Source organism: Streptomyces sp. NPDC001568, assembly GCF_042893755.1.
Taxonomy (GTDB): Bacteria; Actinomycetota; Actinomycetes; order Streptomycetales; family Streptomycetaceae; genus Streptomyces.
In genome coordinates this window covers 61,644-80,024 of sequence record NZ_JBIAVF010000009.1, presented here as the reverse complement: position 1 = coordinate 80,024, position 18,381 = coordinate 61,644, and the positions used below count along the sequence as shown (strand labels likewise).

Annotated in this window: 16 protein-coding genes; 15 read left to right on the top strand and 1 reads right to left on the bottom strand. The window is 73.8% G+C overall.

What is annotated here, in order from left to right; translation table 11 throughout:
* The first annotated feature begins 221 nt into the window (after nucleotides 1-221).
* The 13 genes from ACFY0I_RS18135 to ACFY0I_RS18075 all read left to right on the top strand — a co-directional run bounded on the left by ACFY0I_RS18135 (nucleotide 222) and on the right by ACFY0I_RS18075 (nucleotide 13,855).
* On the top strand, nucleotides 222-536 hold the full coding sequence (locus ACFY0I_RS18135) for a (2Fe-2S)-binding protein (protein ID WP_388896883.1): 315 nt from the start codon (nucleotides 222-224) through the stop codon (nucleotides 534-536).
* Nucleotides 517-2,058 (top strand): NAD(P)/FAD-dependent oxidoreductase, encoded by a 1,542-nt coding sequence (locus ACFY0I_RS18130; protein ID WP_388896401.1) that lies wholly within the window; start codon nucleotides 517-519, stop codon nucleotides 2,056-2,058. Before ACFY0I_RS18135 ends, ACFY0I_RS18130 begins: the two co-directional genes overlap by 20 nt.
* 90 nt (nucleotides 2,059-2,148) lie before the next feature.
* Complete coding sequence (locus tag ACFY0I_RS18125; protein WP_388896398.1) at nucleotides 2,149-3,075, top strand: dihydrodipicolinate synthase family protein; 927 nt, start codon at nucleotides 2,149-2,151, stop codon at nucleotides 3,073-3,075.
* A 100-nt stretch (nucleotides 3,076-3,175) separates the two neighbouring features.
* The gene (locus ACFY0I_RS18120; RefSeq protein WP_388896395.1) at nucleotides 3,176-4,180 is read left to right on the top strand and encodes a proline racemase family protein; all 1,005 of its coding nucleotides are present in this window, start codon (nucleotides 3,176-3,178) and stop codon (nucleotides 4,178-4,180) included.
* Complete coding sequence (locus ACFY0I_RS18115; RefSeq protein ID WP_388896392.1) at nucleotides 4,177-5,196, top strand: proline racemase family protein; 1,020 nt, start codon at nucleotides 4,177-4,179, stop codon at nucleotides 5,194-5,196. Before ACFY0I_RS18120 ends, ACFY0I_RS18115 begins: the two co-directional genes overlap by 4 nt.
* 143 nt (nucleotides 5,197-5,339) lie before the next feature.
* The gene (locus tag ACFY0I_RS18110; protein ID WP_388896881.1) at nucleotides 5,340-6,260 is read left to right on the top strand and encodes an ornithine cyclodeaminase family protein; all 921 of its coding nucleotides are present in this window, start codon (nucleotides 5,340-5,342) and stop codon (nucleotides 6,258-6,260) included.
* 65 nt (nucleotides 6,261-6,325) lie between these two features.
* Nucleotides 6,326-7,048 (top strand): GntR family transcriptional regulator, encoded by a 723-nt coding sequence (locus ACFY0I_RS18105; protein WP_388896389.1) that lies wholly within the window; start codon nucleotides 6,326-6,328, stop codon nucleotides 7,046-7,048.
* Nucleotides 7,049-7,184: 136 nt separating this feature from the next.
* The gene (locus tag ACFY0I_RS18100) at nucleotides 7,185-7,793 is read left to right on the top strand and encodes a hypothetical protein (RefSeq protein WP_388896386.1); all 609 of its coding nucleotides are present in this window, start codon (nucleotides 7,185-7,187) and stop codon (nucleotides 7,791-7,793) included.
* Nucleotides 7,794-8,079: 286 nt separating this feature from the next.
* Nucleotides 8,080-9,825: an ABC transporter substrate-binding protein gene (locus tag ACFY0I_RS18095; protein WP_388896384.1), complete on the top strand. Its 1,746-nt coding sequence runs from the start codon at nucleotides 8,080-8,082 to the stop codon at nucleotides 9,823-9,825.
* 22 nt (nucleotides 9,826-9,847) lie between these two features.
* The gene (locus ACFY0I_RS18090; protein WP_388896381.1) at nucleotides 9,848-10,858 is read left to right on the top strand and encodes an ABC transporter permease; all 1,011 of its coding nucleotides are present in this window, start codon (nucleotides 9,848-9,850) and stop codon (nucleotides 10,856-10,858) included.
* The gene (locus tag ACFY0I_RS18085; RefSeq protein ID WP_388896378.1) at nucleotides 10,855-11,841 is read left to right on the top strand and encodes an ABC transporter permease; all 987 of its coding nucleotides are present in this window, start codon (nucleotides 10,855-10,857) and stop codon (nucleotides 11,839-11,841) included. Before ACFY0I_RS18090 ends, ACFY0I_RS18085 begins: the two co-directional genes overlap by 4 nt.
* The gene (locus ACFY0I_RS18080; protein WP_388896376.1) at nucleotides 11,841-12,857 is read left to right on the top strand and encodes an ABC transporter ATP-binding protein; all 1,017 of its coding nucleotides are present in this window, start codon (nucleotides 11,841-11,843) and stop codon (nucleotides 12,855-12,857) included. The genes ACFY0I_RS18085 and ACFY0I_RS18080 overlap by 1 nt, the downstream gene beginning before the upstream one ends.
* Nucleotides 12,854-13,855 (top strand): ABC transporter ATP-binding protein, encoded by a 1,002-nt coding sequence (locus ACFY0I_RS18075; protein ID WP_388896373.1) that lies wholly within the window; start codon nucleotides 12,854-12,856, stop codon nucleotides 13,853-13,855. Before ACFY0I_RS18080 ends, ACFY0I_RS18075 begins: the two co-directional genes overlap by 4 nt.
* A gap of 89 nt (nucleotides 13,856-13,944) precedes the next feature.
* Here ACFY0I_RS18075 and ACFY0I_RS18070 read toward each other — a convergent pair whose 3' ends face one another.
* Nucleotides 13,945-15,993: a prolyl oligopeptidase family serine peptidase gene (locus tag ACFY0I_RS18070; protein ID WP_388896370.1), complete on the bottom strand. Its 2,049-nt coding sequence runs from the start codon at nucleotides 15,991-15,993 to the stop codon at nucleotides 13,945-13,947.
* 197 nt (nucleotides 15,994-16,190) lie between these two features.
* Between ACFY0I_RS18070 and ACFY0I_RS18065 the strand changes: the two genes are divergently transcribed.
* Complete coding sequence (locus ACFY0I_RS18065; protein ID WP_388896878.1) at nucleotides 16,191-17,657, top strand: MFS transporter; 1,467 nt, start codon at nucleotides 16,191-16,193, stop codon at nucleotides 17,655-17,657.
* Nucleotides 17,658-17,732: 75 nt separating this feature from the next.
* Complete coding sequence (locus tag ACFY0I_RS18060) at nucleotides 17,733-18,269, top strand: hypothetical protein (RefSeq protein ID WP_388896367.1); 537 nt, start codon at nucleotides 17,733-17,735, stop codon at nucleotides 18,267-18,269.
* Nucleotides 18,270-18,381 lie beyond the last annotated feature (112 nt).

The window sequence follows — 18,381 nt, the reverse complement described above, 5'->3', positions numbered from 1 at the left end:
CGGGGCTGAAACGTGATGTGTTGGCGCGCGTTACCGCCCCACCGACGCAGCTCGGCACAGGGCGCCACACATCGTGCCCGCCCCGGACGCCCCCCGCCCCGGGCCCCGGCCCCGCAGCCCGGCCGCGCCTCCGGCGTCCCGCCCCAACCCCCGCCCCAACCCCCGCCCCAACCCCCGCCCCCCACCCCATCCCGCGCGGCCAAGCCCACCCGAGGAGCCCCCTGATGCGCACCCCCCGCTCACTGGTGGGCGGCAGCCCCACGGCGACGTACGTCCTCCGCTTCGACGGCCGCGAGCTGACCGCGCAGGCAGGCCAGAGCGTCGCGGCCGTCCTCTGGTCCGCCGGCATCCTCGCCTGGCGCACCACCCGCGAAGGCGGCGCGCCCCGGGGGGCGTTCTGCGGCATCGGCAGCTGCTACGACTGCCTCGTCACCGTCAACGGGCGCCCCAACCAGCGCGCCTGCCTCGTCCCCGCCCGCCCGGGCGACACCGTCACGACCCAGGAAGGAACCGGCCGTGCCGACCTCGCCGTCTGAAGACGCCCCGTCGCCCCGCGCCGGCGGCCCGACCACCCCGGCCGCGACCCCCACGTCCGCCGGCCGGACCACGGCCGGCCGGGTCCCCGCCGACCTCGCCGTCGTCGGCGCCGGCCCCGCCGGCCTGGCCGCCGCCGTGACGGCAGCGAACCTCGGCCTGCGCGTCACCGTCCTCGACGCCGGCGAGCGCCCCGGCGGCCAGTTCTACCGCCACCCCGCCCCCGGCCTCGGAGCCACCCGCCCCGAGGCCCTGCACCACGGCTGGCGGGCCTTCGCCACCCGCGAAGCCGCCCTGCGCGCCCACGAATCGGCCGGCCGCGTCGCGTACCTCTCCTTCCACCACGTCTGGACGGTGGTCCCGGACGCCGAGGGCTGGACCCTGCACGCGGTGGCCGGTCCGGGGGAGGAGCCCGCCGTCGTCCACGCCCGGTCCGTGCTCCTGGCCACCGGCGCCCACGAGCGCCAACTGCCCTTCCCGGGCTGGACGCTGCCCGGAGTCATCGGCGCCGGCGGGGCCCAGGCCATGCTCAAGGGCGGCCTCGTCCTGCCCGGCCGGCGCGTCGTCGTCGCCGGGAGCGGGCCCCTGCTGCTCGCGGTGGCCGGCTCCCTCGCCGCGGCCGGGGCCACCGTGCCCGCGGTCGTCGAGGCCGGCGCGTACACCTCGTACGCCGCCCACACCGGCGCCCTGCTGCGCAACCCCGGCAAACTCGCCGAAGGCGCCACGTACGGCGGCGCCCTGCTGCGCCACGGCGTCCGGCTGCGGACCCGGCACGCCGTGACCGAGGCGCATGGGAGCGACCGGGTCGAGGCCGTCACCGTCACGCGCCTGGACCGTGACTGGCGCCCGCTGCCCGGCACTTCGCGCCGGATCCGCTGCGACGCCGTCGCCGTCGGCCATGGGCTGGTGCCCCAACTGGAGCTCGCGACCGGCCTCGGCTGCGCCACCCGCCGCTCCCCGGACGGCACCGTCGCCCTCGACCTGGACGAGGAGCAGCGCACGTCCGTCCCCGGCATCTGGTCCGCCGGCGAGACGGGCGGCATCGGCGGCGCCGAACTCGCCCTGACCGAAGGGGAGATCGCCGCCCACGCGATCGCCGGTCGGCCCGCCCCGGCCGCACTCGGCCGTCGCCGCGCCCGGCTGCGGACCTTCGCCGGGGCGATGGCGGCCGCGCACCGCCCCGGTTCGGGCTGGACCGACTGGCTGGCCGACGGGACCGACGTGTGCCGCTGCGAGGAGGTCCCGGCGGGCCGGATCCGTGAGGCGGTCGACGAGCTCGGCGCGCGCGACGCCCGTACGGTCAAGCTCCTCACCCGGGCCGGCATGGGCTGGTGCCAGGGCCGGATGTGCGGCCCGGCCGTGGCCGCCCTGGCGGGCGAGGAGCCGGCCCCGGACCGCAGGCCGCTCTCCTGCCCGGTGCCGCTGGGGCAGCTGGCCGCGCTACCGGTGCGGGAATCCACCGGGACCAACGGCTCGTGCGGCGGCCCGACGTCCGGATCGCGGTCCTCGGCCGGCGGATCCTGACGCAGCCGCCCCGACCCGGCACCGCCGGCCCCTTGTGACCGCGCCACACGCACTAGTAAAATGTCACACACCACACTAGGGAGTCACCTCATGAACCACGCGCCCACCCCCGCGCCCCGCACCGACACCCGCACCCGCCCCTGGCACGGAATCATGGTGGCCACCACCCTGCCCCTGCGCGAGGACCTCGGCGTCGACTACGACGCCTACGCCGAACACGTCCAGTGGCTGATCGCCAACGGTTGCGACGGCGTGGTCCCCAACGGCTCCCTCGGGGAGTACCAGACCCTCACCGACGAGGAGCGGGCCCGCGTCGTGCGCACCGCCGTCGAGGCCGCGGGTGACGGCAGCCGCGTCATGCCCGGCGTCGCCGCCTACGGCAGCGCCGAGGCCCGGCGTTGGGCCGACCAGGCCGCCGAGGCCGGAGCGGGCTCCGTCCTGCTCCTGCCCCCCAACGCCTACCGCGCCGACGAGGCCGCCGTACGCGCCCACTACGCCGAGGTGGCCCGCGCCGGCCTGCCCGTCGTCGCGTACAACAACCCCATCGACACCAAGGTGGACCTCGTCCCGGCCCTCCTCGCCCGGCTCCACGCGGACGGCTCCGTCGTCGCCGTCAAGGAGTTCAGCGGGGACGTCCGACGCGCCTACGAGATCGCCGAACTCGCCCCGGGCCTCGACCTGCTCATCGGCGCCGACGACGTACTCCTCGAACTCGCCCTCGCCGGAGCCGTCGGCTGGATCGCCGGCTACCCCAACGCCCTGCCGGCCGCCTGCTCCACGCTCTACCGAGCAGCCGTCGCCGGTGACCTCACCACCGCGCTGCCGCTCTACAAGTCCCTCCACTCCCTGCTCCGCTGGGACTCCAAGACCGAGTTCGTCCAGGCCATCAAGCTCTCCATGGACCTTGCCGGCCGCCCCGGCGGAGCCACCCGCCCGCCCCGCTTCCCGCTCACCGGCGACGTGGAGGCCGCCGTCCGCGCCGCCACCGAGAAGGCGCTCGCGGAAGGCCTCTCCTAGAGTCCGCAGCAGTACCAGGGCCCCGTCCGGAACCGGCCCCACCTCAGCCACCGCCCTGCCCGCCCGCCCGGACGGGCCGGCCCAGTCCCGAGGGGAACCCATGCGCACGCGCCACGTCTACCACGCGGTGGACTCGCACACGGAAGGGATGCCGACCCGGGTCATCACCGGGGGAGTCGGCGTGATCCCCGGCGCCACCATGGCCGAGAAACGGCTCCACTTCATGGCGCACTCGGACCACGTCCGCACCCTCCTGATGTACGAACCGCGCGGACACGCGGCGATGAGCGGCGCGATCCTCCAACCCCCGACCCGGCCCGACGCCGACTTCGGCGTCCTCTACATCGAGGTGTCGGGCCTGCTGCCCATGTGCGGCCACGGCACCATCGGGGTGGCCACCGTCCTCGTCGAGACCGGCATGGTCCCGGTCGTCGAACCGATCACCACCGTCCGGCTCGACACCCCGGCCGGTCCGGTCCGGGTGGACGTCCGGGTCGAGGACGGCGCCGCCGCCGCCGTCACCCTCACCAACGTGCCCTCCTTCAGCGTCGGCCTCGACCTGAAGGTCGAGGTCCCCGGCTTCGGCACGGTCACCTACGACCTCGCCTACGGCGGCAACTTCTACGCCTTCGTCGAACTGGACTCCCTCGGACTGCCCTTCGACCGGACCCGCAAGGACGACCTGCTCGCCGCGGGCCTCGCCGTCATGGACGCCGTCAACGCCTCGCCCGACCGGCCCGTCCACCCCGAGGACCCGGCGATCGCCGGCCTCAAGCACGTCTACCTCGCCGCCCCCGGCTCCGACGCCCGCCGCTCCCGCCACGCCATGGCCATCCACCCCGGCTGGTTCGACCGCTCGCCCTGCGGCACCGGAACCAGCGCGCGCATGGCCCAGCTGCACGCCCGCGGTCTGCTGCCGCTCGACACCGACTTCGTCAACGAGTCCTTCATCGGTACCGAGTTCACCGGCCGGCTGACCGCGCGGACCACCGTCGCCGGCGTCCCCGCCGTCATCCCCACGATCACCGGCCGGGCCTGGATCACCGGCACCGCCCAGTACTTCCTCGACCCGTCCGACCCCTTCCCCGGAGGGTTCCTGCTGTGAGATCCGTACGGACCACCGACTACCACGCCGCCGGCGAACCCTTCCGGATCGTCGACACCGCGGACCCCGGCAGCGCAGCCGTCCCCGGCGACACCGTCGCCGAGCGCTGCGCCACCGCCATCGGGACCGGAGGCCGCGGGTCCGCGCCGCGCCCCGGTCCGCTGGACGACGTGCGACGCCTGCTCGTGCGCGAGCCGCGCGGACACGCCGGGATGTACGGGGGGTTCGTCGTGCCGCCGGACGACGACGGAGCCCACTTCGGGGTGCTGTTCTGGCACAAGGACGGCTACTCCACCGCGTGCGGCCACGGCACGATGGCCCTCGGCGCCTGGGCCGTGGACACCGGCCGGGTCCCGGCGCCGGCCGACGGCGACGTCGAGGTGCGCGTCGACGTGCCCTCCGGCCGGGTCCGCGCCACCGTCCACCGCGCCGACGGCCGCACCACCGGCGTCACCTTCCGCAACGTCCCCGCCCGGGTGGGCGCCCGCAAGGTGCCGGTCGCGACCACCCTCGGCGTCGCCGAGGTGGACATCGCGTACGCCGGGGCCTGCTACGCCTCGGTCCGGGCCCGGGACCTCGGGCTGGAGGTCACCCGCGCCGCCCTGCCCGAGCTCACCCGGGCCGGGCAGGAGATCCGGGCGGCGCTGGCCGGCCACCCCGCCACCTGGCACCCCGACGGGCCGCTCCTCTCCGGGGTGTACGGGGTGATCCTCCACGAGGAGCTGCCCGACACTCCGTTCGGCCCGCACCAGCGCAACGTCACCGTCTTCGCCGACGGCCAGATCGACCGCTCGCCCTGCGGCTCCGGCACCTCGGCCCGGCTCGTGCTGCTCGCGGAGGACGGCCGGCTCGGCGCGGGGCAGGACCTGCTGCACGAGTCGGTCGTCGGCTCCGTGTTCACCGGGCGCGTCCTGGACGGCGGGGTCACCGAGGTCACCGGCACGGCGTACCGCACCGGCGAGCACACCTTCACCGTCGACCCGTACGACGCCCTCGGCGCGGGATTCACCCTGTGACCGGCGTCGGGCCGGGCAGGGCCGGGGGCGTCGCCCGGCCCGGGCGGGCGCAACCGGGGCGGACGCAACCGGGCCCGGCGCAACCCTCGCCCGCCCAGCCCTCGCCCGACCAGGCCGAGCTCCTCCGGATCGGGGCCGAGGAGATGGCCCGGCTCCTCACCCCCGCCCGGGCGGCCGACGCCCTGGCCGCGGTGTTGCTCGGGGGCCTCGACCCGGAGACCTGCCCGGGGCGCACCGCCGTCGACGTACCCGGTGGGGAGCTGCTCCTGATGCCGGCCGCGTCCGGGGCGTACGCCGGGGTGAAGATCGCCGGGGTCGCGCCGGGCAACCCCGGCCGCGGCCTGCCCCGCATCACCGGCAGCTACCTGCTCCTGGACGGGCCCACCCTGCGCCCGCTGGCCCTCCTCGACGGCGCGGCCCTCACCACCCTGCGCACCCCGGCCGTCTCCGCCCTGGCCCTGCGTCACCTCGCCCCGTCGGGGCGCCCGCTGCGACTGGTGCTCTTCGGCACGGGACCGCAGGCGTACGGCCACCTCGAAGCGGTGCTCGGGGTGCGGGAGCTCGCCGACGCGGTGGTCGTGGCCCGGGACCCGGCTCGGACCGCGCGCCTGGTGGCGCACGCCGGCGGCCTCGGCGTGCCGGCCCGTGGCGGCGTACCCGGGGACGTGGCGGGCGCGGACCTGGTCCTGTGCTGCACCACGTCCCGCGAACCCCTCTTCGACGGACGGCTGGTGGCGCCGGGTGCGGTGGTCGTCGCCGTCGGCTCGCACGAGCCGGACGCCCGCGAGACCGACACCGCGCTCGTGCGCCGGGCGGCCGTGTACGTGGAGGCCCGTGCGGCGGCCCTGCGCGAGGCGGGCGATCTGCTGGTGCCGGAGGCGGAGGGGGCGATCGGTCCCGGTCATATCAACGGCACCCTCGCTGACCTGGTCACGGGCCGGATCGCGGCCGGAGGGAGGGTGGGTTGTCCACAGCTCTTCAAGAGCGTGGGCATGGCCTGGGAGGATCTTGCCGTGGCGGTCGCGTTGTTCGAGGCCGCCGGCGGGGCACCCAGCGAAACGTGACATTGTACGCTGTGCCTCTGCTCATCGGTGGTGGTGATGGTGTCGGGGGTCTCGGAGGAAATGCAATGGGTGACCTGAAGCAGCACAGTCTCATCAAGGCTCAGGAACGACTCCGGGACCAGGTCGGCCACGCCCTCCGAGCAGCACTGATAGCGGGTGAGCTGCGTCCCGGCAGCGTCTACTCGGCCCCCGGTCTCGCCGCCGAACTCGGCGTCTCCGCAACGCCCGTCCGCGAGGCGATGCTCGACCTGGCGCGCGAGGGCCTGGTCGAGCCGGTCCGCAACAAGGGCTTCCGGATCACCGAGGTCAGCGAACGCGATCTGGACCAGTACACCGAACTGCGCACGATGATCGAGGTCCCCACCATCGGCCGGATCGCGAAGATCGCCACGGCCGAGCAGTTGGAGGCCCTGCGGCCCGTCGCCGAGGAGATCGTCACCAACGCGCGGGAGCACAACCTCATCGGCTACCTGGAGGCCGACCGGCGCTTCCACCTCGGCCTGCTGGCCCTCGCGGGCAACGACCGCCTCGTGGAAACCGTCGGTGACCTGCGCAAGCGCTCGCGGCTCTACGGGCTGACCGGCCTCGACGAGGCGGGCAAGCTGGTCTCCTCCGCCGAGGAGCACATCGAACTGCTCGACCTGATGCTCACGGGCGACGCCGAGGCTGCCATGGAGTGCATGCAGCGCCACCTCGGTCACGTCCGCTCCCTCTGGGCCCAGGGCCGGGACGAACCGGTCGGCCGCACCCCGGGCGGCCTCGGCTCCGGCCTCCAGGGTTCGCCCTGACGACACCCCGGACCCCGTCGGGCAGGGGACCGACCGTGCCGGACGAGCACCTCCCCACCGGGCCGCCCTCCGACGGGGGGCGACGGATTCCGCGCTTCCCCTCCGGGCGCCCTGAGGGGGCGGCATCATGGGCCCCATGACCGCTCCCGACCCCGCCCGACTGCTCGCCGGCCACGTCCGAAACGCCCTCGGCGACGGACCGTTCGCCGCCCCCGGCGGCTGGACGCACATGGGGGCCGTCATCTGCGACGCGAGCTTCCACGCCCGCCGGAAGTACCGCTCGACCGTCCTGCCCCGCCTGCGCCGGCTGGAGGCGGACTGGCCCGACGCCGTGACCGTCCGCGGATTCCGGGCACGGCTGGCCGGCCACGACCTCGCCACCGCCATGGACTTCAACAGCCCCCGCAGGGTGGCCACCGCCCACGCCATCACGGACCTGCTGGTCGCACGGGGCGTGGACACCCGGCAGGACCTCCACGCCTGGCTCGACCACCGCGCCCACCGCACCGCCCTGCGCGCGGTGAAGGGTGTCGGGCCGAAGACGGTCGACTACATCGGCAACCTCGTCGGCCGCTCCCAGGTGGCCGTGGACGTGCACCTGCGGACCTTCGCCGCGAACGCCGGTGTCCCGAACCTCCCCTACGAGCAACTGCGCACCGCGTACGAGGAGGCCGCCGCGCTCCTCGGACACGAACCCGCCGGCATGGAGCACGCCGTATGGCGCTTCACCTCGGGCGCCGCGTAACCCGGAGCAGCACGCCGAAGCATCCGCAGGTGAGGTGACGGAACCGGCGGGTGGCCCCGGACCGCGGCGGCCTGCGCCAGGTGCACCACGCCGTGCAGCCCGAACCCGTCGAGGGCCCCCTGGTGGAACGCGGAACGGCCGCCGGTGCGGTACCACCCAACCCCCTTCCGAGGGACGGGATGTGGACACGGCTGGATAACGGGGCCGCAGACCCCTTGTCAGTACAATTTCACATTACTATGTTACCGGTCACATCCTAAAGCGCGGCCCTTCACTGGAGTGACCCATGACCAAGCGCACCCAACTCGCCCTCGCCACCTCCGTGGTGGCCGCTCTCGCACTCGGCGTCTCGGGCTGCTCCGACCCCAAGAAGGACGCCGGGGCCGCACCCTCCGCCGCGAACCCCGCCGCCGCCAACGACGGCAAGACCCTCGGCGGCACCCCGGTGAGGGGAGGCACCCTCACCGTCCTGTCGAACCAGGACTTCGCCCACCTCGACCCCGCCCGCAACTGGGTCATGCCGACCATGGACTTCGGCACCCGCCTCCTCTACCGCACGCTCGTCACCTTCAAGGCCGAGCCCGGCAAGGCGGGCAGCGAGTTGGTCCCCGACCTCGCCACCGACCTCGGCACCGCGTCCAACGGCGGGCGCACCTGGACCTTCACCCTCAAGGAAGGCGTCAAGTACGAGGACGGCTCACCGATCAAGGCCCAGGACATCAAGTACAACGTCGAGCGCTCCTTCGCCCCCGACCTCACCGGCGGCCCCGACTACGCCGCCCAGTACCTGGCCGGCACCGAGGGCTACAAGGGCCCCCTCCAGGGCGAGCACCTCGACTCGGTGAAGACCCCGGACGACCGCACGATCGTCTTCGAACTCAAGCGCCCCGTGGCGGAGTTCTCCGCGACCGCCACCCTGCCCACCTTCGCCCCGGTCCCGCAGTCCCAGGAGAAGGGCACCCAGTACGACGCCCGCCCGTTCTCCTCCGGCCCGTACCGGATCGACACGTACGACCGGGACAAGAAGCTCGTGCTCGTCCGCAACGAGCACTGGGACCCGAAGACGGACACCGTCCGCAAGGCCTACCCCGACAAGTTCGTCGTCGTCATGGGACTCAAGGGCGGCCAGATCGACGACCGCATCATCGCCGGCGACGGAGCCGACGCCTCCGCCGTCCAGTACTCCGACATGCGTCCCGAGAGCGCCCCCAAGGTGCTGCCCAAACCCGAGGTCAAGGCGCGCCTGCTCGCCGAGTCCCAGGGCTGCACCGAGATGCTCCACCTGAACAACTCGCGCGCCCCGTTCGACGATCCCAAGGTCCGCGAGGCCATGCAGTACGCCGTCGACAAGGAGGCCGTGGTCACCGCGGGCGGCGGGCCGGCCCTCAACGAGGTCGCCACCGCCTACCTGCCCCCGGCCCTCTCCGGCGGCAAGCAGGCCGACACCCTGAAGATCCCCGCCGCGGGTGACCCTGCCCGGGCGAAGGAACTCCTGAAGGCCGCCGGCAAGGAGCGCCTGAAGGTCTCCCTCGCGGTCTCCACCGGCGACAAGGGCAAGGCGGAGGCCATCCAGCAGGGCCTGTCCCGCGCCGGCATCGAGGTCGTCATCGACACCATCGACCCGGGCGCCTACTACGACGTCATCGGGGACCTCTCCACCACCCCCGACATGTCCCTCAGCGGCTGGTGCCCCGACTACCCCTCCGGCTCCACCTGGATCCCGTTCGTCTTCGACGGACGCACCATCAAGGACAAGGGCAACCAGGGCAACAACAGCCAGTTCCGCGACGAGGCCACCATCAAGCGGATCGACGAGATCAACGCCATGGCCGACGCCAAGCAGGCCAACCAGGCCTGGATCGACCTCGACGCCGAGATCATGAAGAAGTCCCCGGCCGTCCCGGTCCTGCTGGAGCGCAAGCCGCTCCTGGTCGGCCCGAACGTCGCCGGTGCCTACGGCCACCCGGTGTGGACCGGCACCATCGACTACGCGACCGTCGGGCTCAAGGACCCGTCGAAGAGCCAGGGCTGAGGGCCCCGAGGCCTCCGACACCATGACCACCACCGCACCGGGCACCGCCGGCCAGGGACCCGCCGGCCAGGACGGCGCCCCAGCTCCGGACGGCGCCCCGCCCCCGGACGGCGCACCCGCCAAGGACGTCCCCCCGGGCAGCAGCCCCTGGCAGCTCGCCCGGCGGGAACTGCGCCGTCGCCCCGCCGTCCGCGTCAGCCTCGGCGTCGTCCTGCTCTTCGTCCTGATGGCTGTCACCGCGCCCTGGCTGGCCGCGCTCGGCGGCTGGTCGCCCGAGGAGTTCGACAAGTCCGCCGTCGACCCCTACCTCGGCGGACTACCGCTGGGCTCCTTCGGCGGGATCAGCCCCGAGCACTGGCTCGGCGTCGAACCCGTCACCGGCCGCGACCTGTTCGCCCGCGTCGTCCACGGCGCCCAGGTCTCCCTCCTCATCGCCTTCGCCGCCACCGCCATCGTCGTCGTCACCGGAACCGCCGCGGGCATCGCCGCCGGCTACTTCGGCGGCCGCACCGACGCCGTCCTGTCCCGCCTCATGGACCTGACGATGTCCTTCCCGTCCCTCATCTTCATGATCGCGCTGCTGTCCGTGGCCAAGGACGTCAACCGGATCGTCCTCATGACCGCCGTCATCGGCGTCTTCGGCTGGCCCGGCATCGCCCGCGTCGTCCGCGGCCAGACCCTCTCCCTCAAACACCGCGAGTACGTCGACGCCGCCCGCGTCGGCGGCGCGAGCTCCTGGCGGATCCTGACCCGCGACGTCCTCCCCGGCGTCGCCGGCCCGGTCATCGCCTACACCACCCTGCTCATCCCCGGCATGATCAGCACCGAGGCCGCGCTCAGCTACCTCGGCGTCGGCGTGCGTCCGCCGACCCCCTCCTGGGGCCAGATGATCGCCGAATCCGTCGCCTTCTACGAGACCGACCCCATGTACTTCGTCATCCCCAGCGTCTTCCTCTTCCTCGCGGTGCTCGCCTTCACCCTGCTCGGTGACGCCCTGCGCGACATCCTCGACCCGAGGGGAGGCCGTACGTGATCCTCCACCTCGCCCGCCGGCTGCTCGCCCTGACCGGTGTCCTGCTCGCCATCGCCGCCGTCACCTTCCTCATCTTCTACGTGCTGCCTTCGGACCCGGCCGCCGCGGCCTGCGGCAAGACGTGCAGCGCCGAACGGCTGGCCGACGTACGGATCCACCTGGGCCTCGACCAGCCCCTGTGGAAGCAGTTCGCCGACTTCCTCACCGGGATCTTCACCGGCCGCACCCTCGGCACCGGCCAGTACGCCGTCGCCTGCGACTTCCCCTGCCTCGGCTACTCGTACGAGAGCTCGCTGCCCGTGTGGGACCTGCTGATGGACCGGCTGCCCGTCTCCGCCTCCCTCGCCCTCGGCGCCGCCGTCCTGTGGCTCGTCCTCGGCCTCGGCGCCGGCGTCACCGCGGCCCTGCGCAAGGACACGGCGACCGACAAGGCCCTGATGGTCGGCGCGGTCGCCGCCGCCTCCCTGCCCGTCTACTTCACCTCCGTCCTGCTCATCTACGGAGTCATCCGCATCGGCGGGCTCCTGCCCTACCCCACCTACCAGGCCCTCACCGACGACCCGCTCGGCTGGGCGTCCAACCTGCTGCTGCCCTGGACGGCCCTCGCCCTCCTCTACGCCGCCATGTACGCCCGCCAGAGCCGCGGCTCGATGATCGAGGCGATGGCCGAGCCGTACATCCGCACCGCCCGCGCCAAGGGCATGCCCGAACGGACCGTCGTCGTCAAACACGGGCTGCGCTCCGGCATGACCCCGATCCTGACCATCTTCGGCATGGACCTCGGCGGTCTCCTCGCCGGAGCCGTGATCACCGAGTCCATCTTCGGACTGCCCGGCATCGGGCGGCTGTTCTACGGCGCGCTCGTCAGCTCCGACCAGCCGGTCGTCCTCGGCGTCACCCTGCTGGCCGCCTTCTTCATCGTCGTCGCCAACCTCGCCGTCGACCTCCTGTACGCCGTCATCGATCCGAGGGTGAGGTACTGATGACCGCAGCTCCGCTCCTCGAAGTGCGCGACCTCAGCGTCACGTTCACCACCCCGCGCGGCACCGTACGGGCCGTCGACTCGCTCGGCTTCACCGTCGAGGCCGGGCGCACCCTCGGCATCGTCGGCGAGTCCGGCTCCGGCAAGTCCGTCACCTCGCTCGCCGTCATGGGCCTGCACCGGGGCGCCGAGGTCACCGGCTCCATCGCCCTGGCCGGGCAGGAACTGACGGGCCTGGCGGAGAAGCGGCTGTCGAAGCTGCGCGGCCGCCGAATGGCCATGATCTTCCAGGACCCGCTGTCCAGCCTGCACCCCTACTACACGGTCGGCGAGCAGATCGCCGAGCACTTCCGGGTGCACTTCCGGGCCGGCCGCGCCGCCGCGCGCAAACGGGCCGTCGACATGCTCGGCGAGGTCGGCATTCCCGAACCCGCCCGCCGGGCGGGGGAGTACCCGCACCAGTTCTCCGGCGGCATGCGCCAGCGCGCGATGATCGCGATGGCGCTGGCCTGCGAGCCCGAGCTGCTGATCGCCGACGAGCCGACCACCGCACTCGACGTCACCGTGCAGGCCCAGATCCTGGAGCTGATCGCCCGGCTCCAGCAGGAACACGGCCTCGGCGTCGTGATGATCACCCATGACCTGGGCGTCGTCGCCCGCGTCGCCCACGAGGTACTGGTCATGTACGGCGGCCGGGCCGTCGAACAGGCCCCGGTCGACGCCCTGTTCGCCGACCCGGCCCACCCCTACACGCGCGGGCTGCTCGACTCGCTGCCCCGCCTCGACGACGCCGACGACGCACCGCTGCGTGCCATCCCCGGCTCCCCGCCCTCCCTGCTGGTGCGGACCCCGGGCTGCGCGTTCGCCCCGCGCTGCCCGCGCGCCGCCGCCGGCACCGACGCCGAACGCGCCCTGTGCGCGACGCGCCGCCCCGAACTCGGCCCGTACGCCGGCCCGGCGCGGGCGAGCGCCTGCCATCACAGCGGTCCCGCCGCCGTCCCGGAGGTCGTCCGATGAGCCCCGACGCCACGCGTTCCGCCGGGCCGGCCGGCCCGCTGCTCTCCGTACGCGACCTGACGATGACCTTCCCCGGCAAACGGTCGGTGACCGGCCGCCGCGGGGCGCCCGTACGGGCCGTCGACGGGGTCTCCTTCGACCTGGAGGCCGGTCGCACCCTGGGTCTCGTCGGGGAGTCGGGCTGCGGGAAGTCCACCACCGGCCGGATGCTGGTCCGCCTGCTCGAACCCACCTCCGGCACCGTCACCTTCGACGGTCGGGACATCAGCCGGATGTCCCAGGGCGCCCTGCGGCCCGTCCGCAGGAACATCCAGATGGTGTTCCAGGACCCGCACTCCTCCCTCAACCCCCGCCAGACCGTGGCCCGGATCATCTCCGACCCGCTGCTGGTGCAGGGCCGCAGCGCGGCGGACGCCCGCCGCCGGGCGGCCGAACTGATGGAGCTCGTCGGACTCATCCCGGAGCACATCGACCGTTACCCGCACGAGTTCTCCGGTGGTCAGGCCCAACGCATCGGCATCGCGCGCTCGTTGGCGACCAGCCCGCGCCTGCTCATCGCGGACGAGCCGGTCTCGGCCCTCGACGTCTCCGTGCAGGCGCAGATCGTCAACCTGATGGAGCGACTGCGCACCGAGCTGGGCCTTGCCTACGTGTTCATCGCGCACGACCTGTCCGTGGTCAAACGGGTCAGCGACCGGGTGGCCGTCATGTACCTCGGCCGGATCGTCGAGATCGGCGACAAGAAGTCCCTGTACGAGGACCCCCAACACCCCTACACCCGAGCCCTGTTGTCTGCCGTGCCGCTGCCCGACCCGGCGGCGGAGCGGCGGCGCGAGCGGATCGTGCTGCTCGGTGACCCGCCGAGCCCCGCCGCCCCGCCGCCCGGCTGCACCTTCCACCCGCGCTGCCCCAAGGCGCGCGAACTGTGCCGTACCGAGCGGCCGTTGTTGCGGCCCGCCGCCTCGCGCGAGGTGGCCTGTCACTTCCCGGGTGACTGACGGGGATCACGGGAGGACGCGGGGCCCCGGGGACGATGACGTCCCCGGGGCCCCTGTCGTGCCGCCGAACGGTGCGCAGGGGTCGGCCGCTAGGCCAGTTCGCGGCGGAAGAAGGCCAGTTGCTGCGCCATCACCTTCTCCCGGGTGCCACCCGGCGTCATGTGGGTGACACCGGGCAGTGCCAGGAGCTGGTGGGGGCGGCCCGCGTCGGTGAGGGCGCGCGACAGGCGCAGGGTGTGGGAGGGGTGGACGTTGTCGTCGGCCAGCCCGGTGGTCAGGTGGAGCGGCCGGCTCAGCCCCGGGGCGTCCGCGATCAGCGCGTCCCGCTCGTACACCTCGGGGTGCTCGGCGGGCAGGCCCAGGTACCGCTCGGTGTAGGCGGTGTCGTAGTGCCGGAAGTCCGTCGGGGCGGCCCCGGCGGCGGCCGCGTGGTAGAGGTCGGGGCGGCGCAGCACCGCGAGGGCGGCCAGGTAGCCGCCGTAGGACCAGCCGCGCACGCCGACCCGGTCCAGGTCCAGGTCCGGGTGCCGCTCGCCGAGGGCCAGCAGGGCCGCGGCCTGGTCCTCCAGGGTGACGTCGGAGAAGCCCCGGTACACGGCGTGCGTGAAGGCGGGCGAGACGTACGGGGTGCCCCGGTTGTCGACGGTGACGACGGCGAATCCCTGGTCGGCCCACCACTGCTTGGCCTGCCAGCGGATCGGCTCGGCGCTGATGTCCTGGTAGCCGGGGCCGCCGTACGCGTCGACCAGTACGGGCAGCCGGCGGCCCGGGACGTGGTCGCGCGGCAGGACCAGCGCGGTGGGGATCCCGTGCTCGGTGACCCGTTCCAGTACGGGCGCCACCCGGTACGGCAGCGGCGCGGACAGGTCGACGGGGGTGAGCCGGCGCCCGTCGGCGGTGCGCAGGCCGCGGCGGATCCCGTCGGCGTCGGCGGAGGTCAGCAGCAGGGCGCCGGCGCCGGCGAGCGCGCCGTGCACGCCGGGTCCGTCGGCGAGCGCGGTCGTCTCCCCGGTGTCGGGGTCCAGGAGGAGCACCTGCTGTTCGGAGGGGTCGCGCAGGCCCGCCTCGATCAGTAGCCGGCCCTGGTGGATGCCGGCCACGCGGCGGACCTGGATCCCGTCGCCGGTCAGCGGCTTGCCGTCGACGGCGAGGCCGCGCGCGGCCCCTGCGGGGGTGTCGGCGGCGGTCAGCATCCGCCCGTCGGGGAGCCGGGCGGGGGTGCCGGGCAGCGGGTCCACCCACCGGGGGTGCGTGGTGCGCGACAGCTCCCGGGTCAGGCCGGTGGCCGGGTCGGCGCCGAGCAGCAGCACGGTCCGCTGGAGCCGGTCCTGGACGGTCAGCAGGATCTCGGTGTCCGATTCCCAGGCCGCGTCGGACAGGTACGGGAAGGCCCGCGCGTCCCAGGCGAGTCGTAGGGGTCGCCCGGGCCCGAGGACCCACAGCTCGACCCCGGCGTTGGGTCCGCCCGCCTCGGGGTAGGCGAAGTCCTCGGCCGGGAGCTGCGGCCTGGCCGGGTCGGCGAACCACCGCCGCGGCAGGGCGCTCTCGTCGACCCGGGCGGCGAGCAGGCGCACCCCGTCGGGGGCCCACCAGTGCCCGCGGGCGCGCCCGAGTTCCTCGGCGGCGGCGAACTCGGCCAGGCCCCAGCGGGCTCCGTCGTCCGGGCTGATCCGGCCGCCCGGGACCAGGTGGAGGGCGTCGTCGGCGACGTACGCGGTGCGCGAGCCGTCGGCGTCGGGGCGCGGGTCCAGGGCGGGCCCGGCGACCGGGAGCTCTTCGGGTCCGTCGCCGTCGCAGGCGACCGCGTACAGCCGCCCGTACAGCGGGAACACGGCGCGGCGGCCGTCGCCGGACAGGGCGTACGAGCCGATGCCGGCGGCCACGAGGCGGGTCCGCTCGCGCAACCGGGCTTCGGCGACAGGGAGTTCGCCGGGCTCGGGGGACAGGACGCGAGGGTCGGCGAGGAGGGCCTCGGCGCCGGTGGTGGTGTCGAGGACCCACAGGCCGGCGAGCGGGTCGGTGGGGCCGCCCGAGCGGAGGAACCAGAGGAGGCGACCGTCGTCGCCGAACGAGAAGGCGTGCGGGGCGCCGTGGCCGAAGCGGGCCGTGTCGGCGGAGAGCCTGAGGAAATCGTCCATGCGAGGCAGTGTGTCATGTGAAATATCACATGGGATAGGTGACGCAGCCTAGGCCATTCGAGTGGTGACCCTTGCGCGCCGGGCATAGCGTCGGCTAGGTGGACCCGAACGCACTGCCGACCAGCAACGGGACCGCCGGCACGGTCCGGGGGAGCGGACACGGGCCGGCGCTGCTCGTCATCGCCTCCTGCCAGCTCATGGTCGTTCTCGACATCACCATCGTGAACATCGCGCTGCCGCACATCCAGACGGCGCTCGACTTCTCCACCGAGAGCCTCTCGTGGGTCGTCAACGCCTACACCCTCACCTTCGGCGGGCTGCTCCTGCTCGGCGGCCGGGTCGGCGACATCCTCGGCCGGCGGCGCGTCTTCATCTTCGGCGTGATCCTCTTCGGCCTCGCCTCACTGCTCGGCGGGTTCGCCCAGAACGCCGGACAGCTGATGGCGGCCCGGGCCCTCCAGGGCGTCGGAGGCGCCATCGCCTCACCCACCGCCCTCGCCCTGATCACCACCACCTTCCGCGAGGGCCCCGAACGCAACCGCGCCTTCGGCGTGTTCGCCGCCGTGTCGGCCGGCGGCGGAGCCATCGGCCTGCTCGCGGGCGGCATACTCGTCGAATGGCTCGACTGGCGCTGGGTCCTCTTCGTGAACGTCCCGATCGCCCTGCTGATCGCCCTCGCCACCCCGAAGGTCATCCGCGAATCCGCCCGCCATCCCGGACACTTCGACATCGCCGGCGCCCTGCTGTCCACCCTCGGCATGGTCGCCCTCGTCTACGGGTTCATCCGCGCGTCCCAGGACGGCTGGCGCGACCCGATCACCCTCGGGTCCTTCGGGGCGGCCGTGGTGCTGCTGCTCCTGTTCGTCCTCAACGAGAGCCGCTCGCCGCAACCCATCACGCCGCTGCACATGTTCGCCGACCGCAACCGGGCCGGCACCTACGGGATCATGCTCTTCCTCGCCTGCGCGATCTTCGGCATGTTCTTCTTCCTGACCCTGTTCGTGCAGAACGTCCTCGGCTTCAGCCCCCTGCGCGCCGGCCTCGCCTTCCTCCCCGTCAGCGTCATGATCGCGCTGGCGGCGGGCACCGCGTCCCAGTTGCTGCCCAAGTTCGGGCCCAAACCCTTCATGGTCACCGGCGCCCTGTGCTGCGCGGTCGGGCTGGCCTGGCTCACGCAGACCGACATCCACTCCACGTACCTGGGCAGCGTCCTCGGCCCGATGCTGATCTTCGCCACCGGCATGGGACTGCAGTTCGTCTCCCTGACGCTGATGGCCCTGTCCAACGTGGCCGACCGGGAGTCGGGCGCCGCCTCCGGGCTGCTCAACGCGATGCAGCAGGTGGGCGGCTCGCTCGGCCTGTCGATCCTGGTCACCGTCTTCGGTACGGCCAGCCGCAACGAGGCCCGCAGCCAGGTCCCGGCCTTCATGAGCGCCGCCGATCCCGGGCAGAAGGCCGCCTTCCTGCGCACGGGCCGGCTCCCCGACCCGTGGGGCGACCAGGTCCTCACCTCCGGCGTCAGCGCCGCCTTCGTCGTGGCGGCGCTGTTCACCCTGGTCGGCGCGGTCATCGCGCTGTTCGTGATCCAGGTCAGGCCCTCCGACCTGGCCCGGCTCCAGGGCAACCACACCCCGGCCGCCGTCCGGGAGGAGCCCGGTGGGTAGGGTCCGTCTGCTGACCACACACACTGGGGGAAAACGATGTTCGGTTCGACCGCGCGGGGTGCCGCGGCCACGCTCATGACCTTGACCTTGGCGGCGCTCACCGTCTCCTGCGGGGGCGGCGACGACGCGAAGGCGTCGGCCTCCGCATCGGCGGCCACCTCCGCGGCGCCGTCCGCCGTCGCGTCCGCGCCGGCGTCGCCCTCGGCCTCCGCGTCCGCCGGCGGCGCCTCGACGGCTTCCCCGACGGCCGCCCGGCCCTCGGCCCCCGCCGCGGGCTCCCCGAGCGGCGCTCCGGGCGAGGAGCCCGTGTCCCTCGTACGCGACGCCTTCGCCGGCCTCCAGGCCACGCTGAACGACTCCTGCACGCCCGGCAACTGCGCGTACTTCCTCGGCCGGGTCCACGACGAGCTGCACCGCATGGACCGCGCCATGAAGGCCGACCCCAAGGGTCCGGGCCACTTCCCCGAGCCGATCAACCTGATCGCGAAGCTGGACAAGCAGCTCGGCGGCGACCGGACCTTCGAGAACCTGAAGAAGAACCAGACGACGCTGATCGCCACCCGCGACAAGGTCAACACCTGGATGCAGGGCCACCCGGACGACTACCGCTGACGCCCACGGCCGGACGCCCGCGCGTTTCCGCCCGCCCGTGCGTCGCCGGACGCCCGTACGTCGCAGGACGCCCGGGCAGCGTCGGACGCACGAGCGTCTCCGGACGCACGCG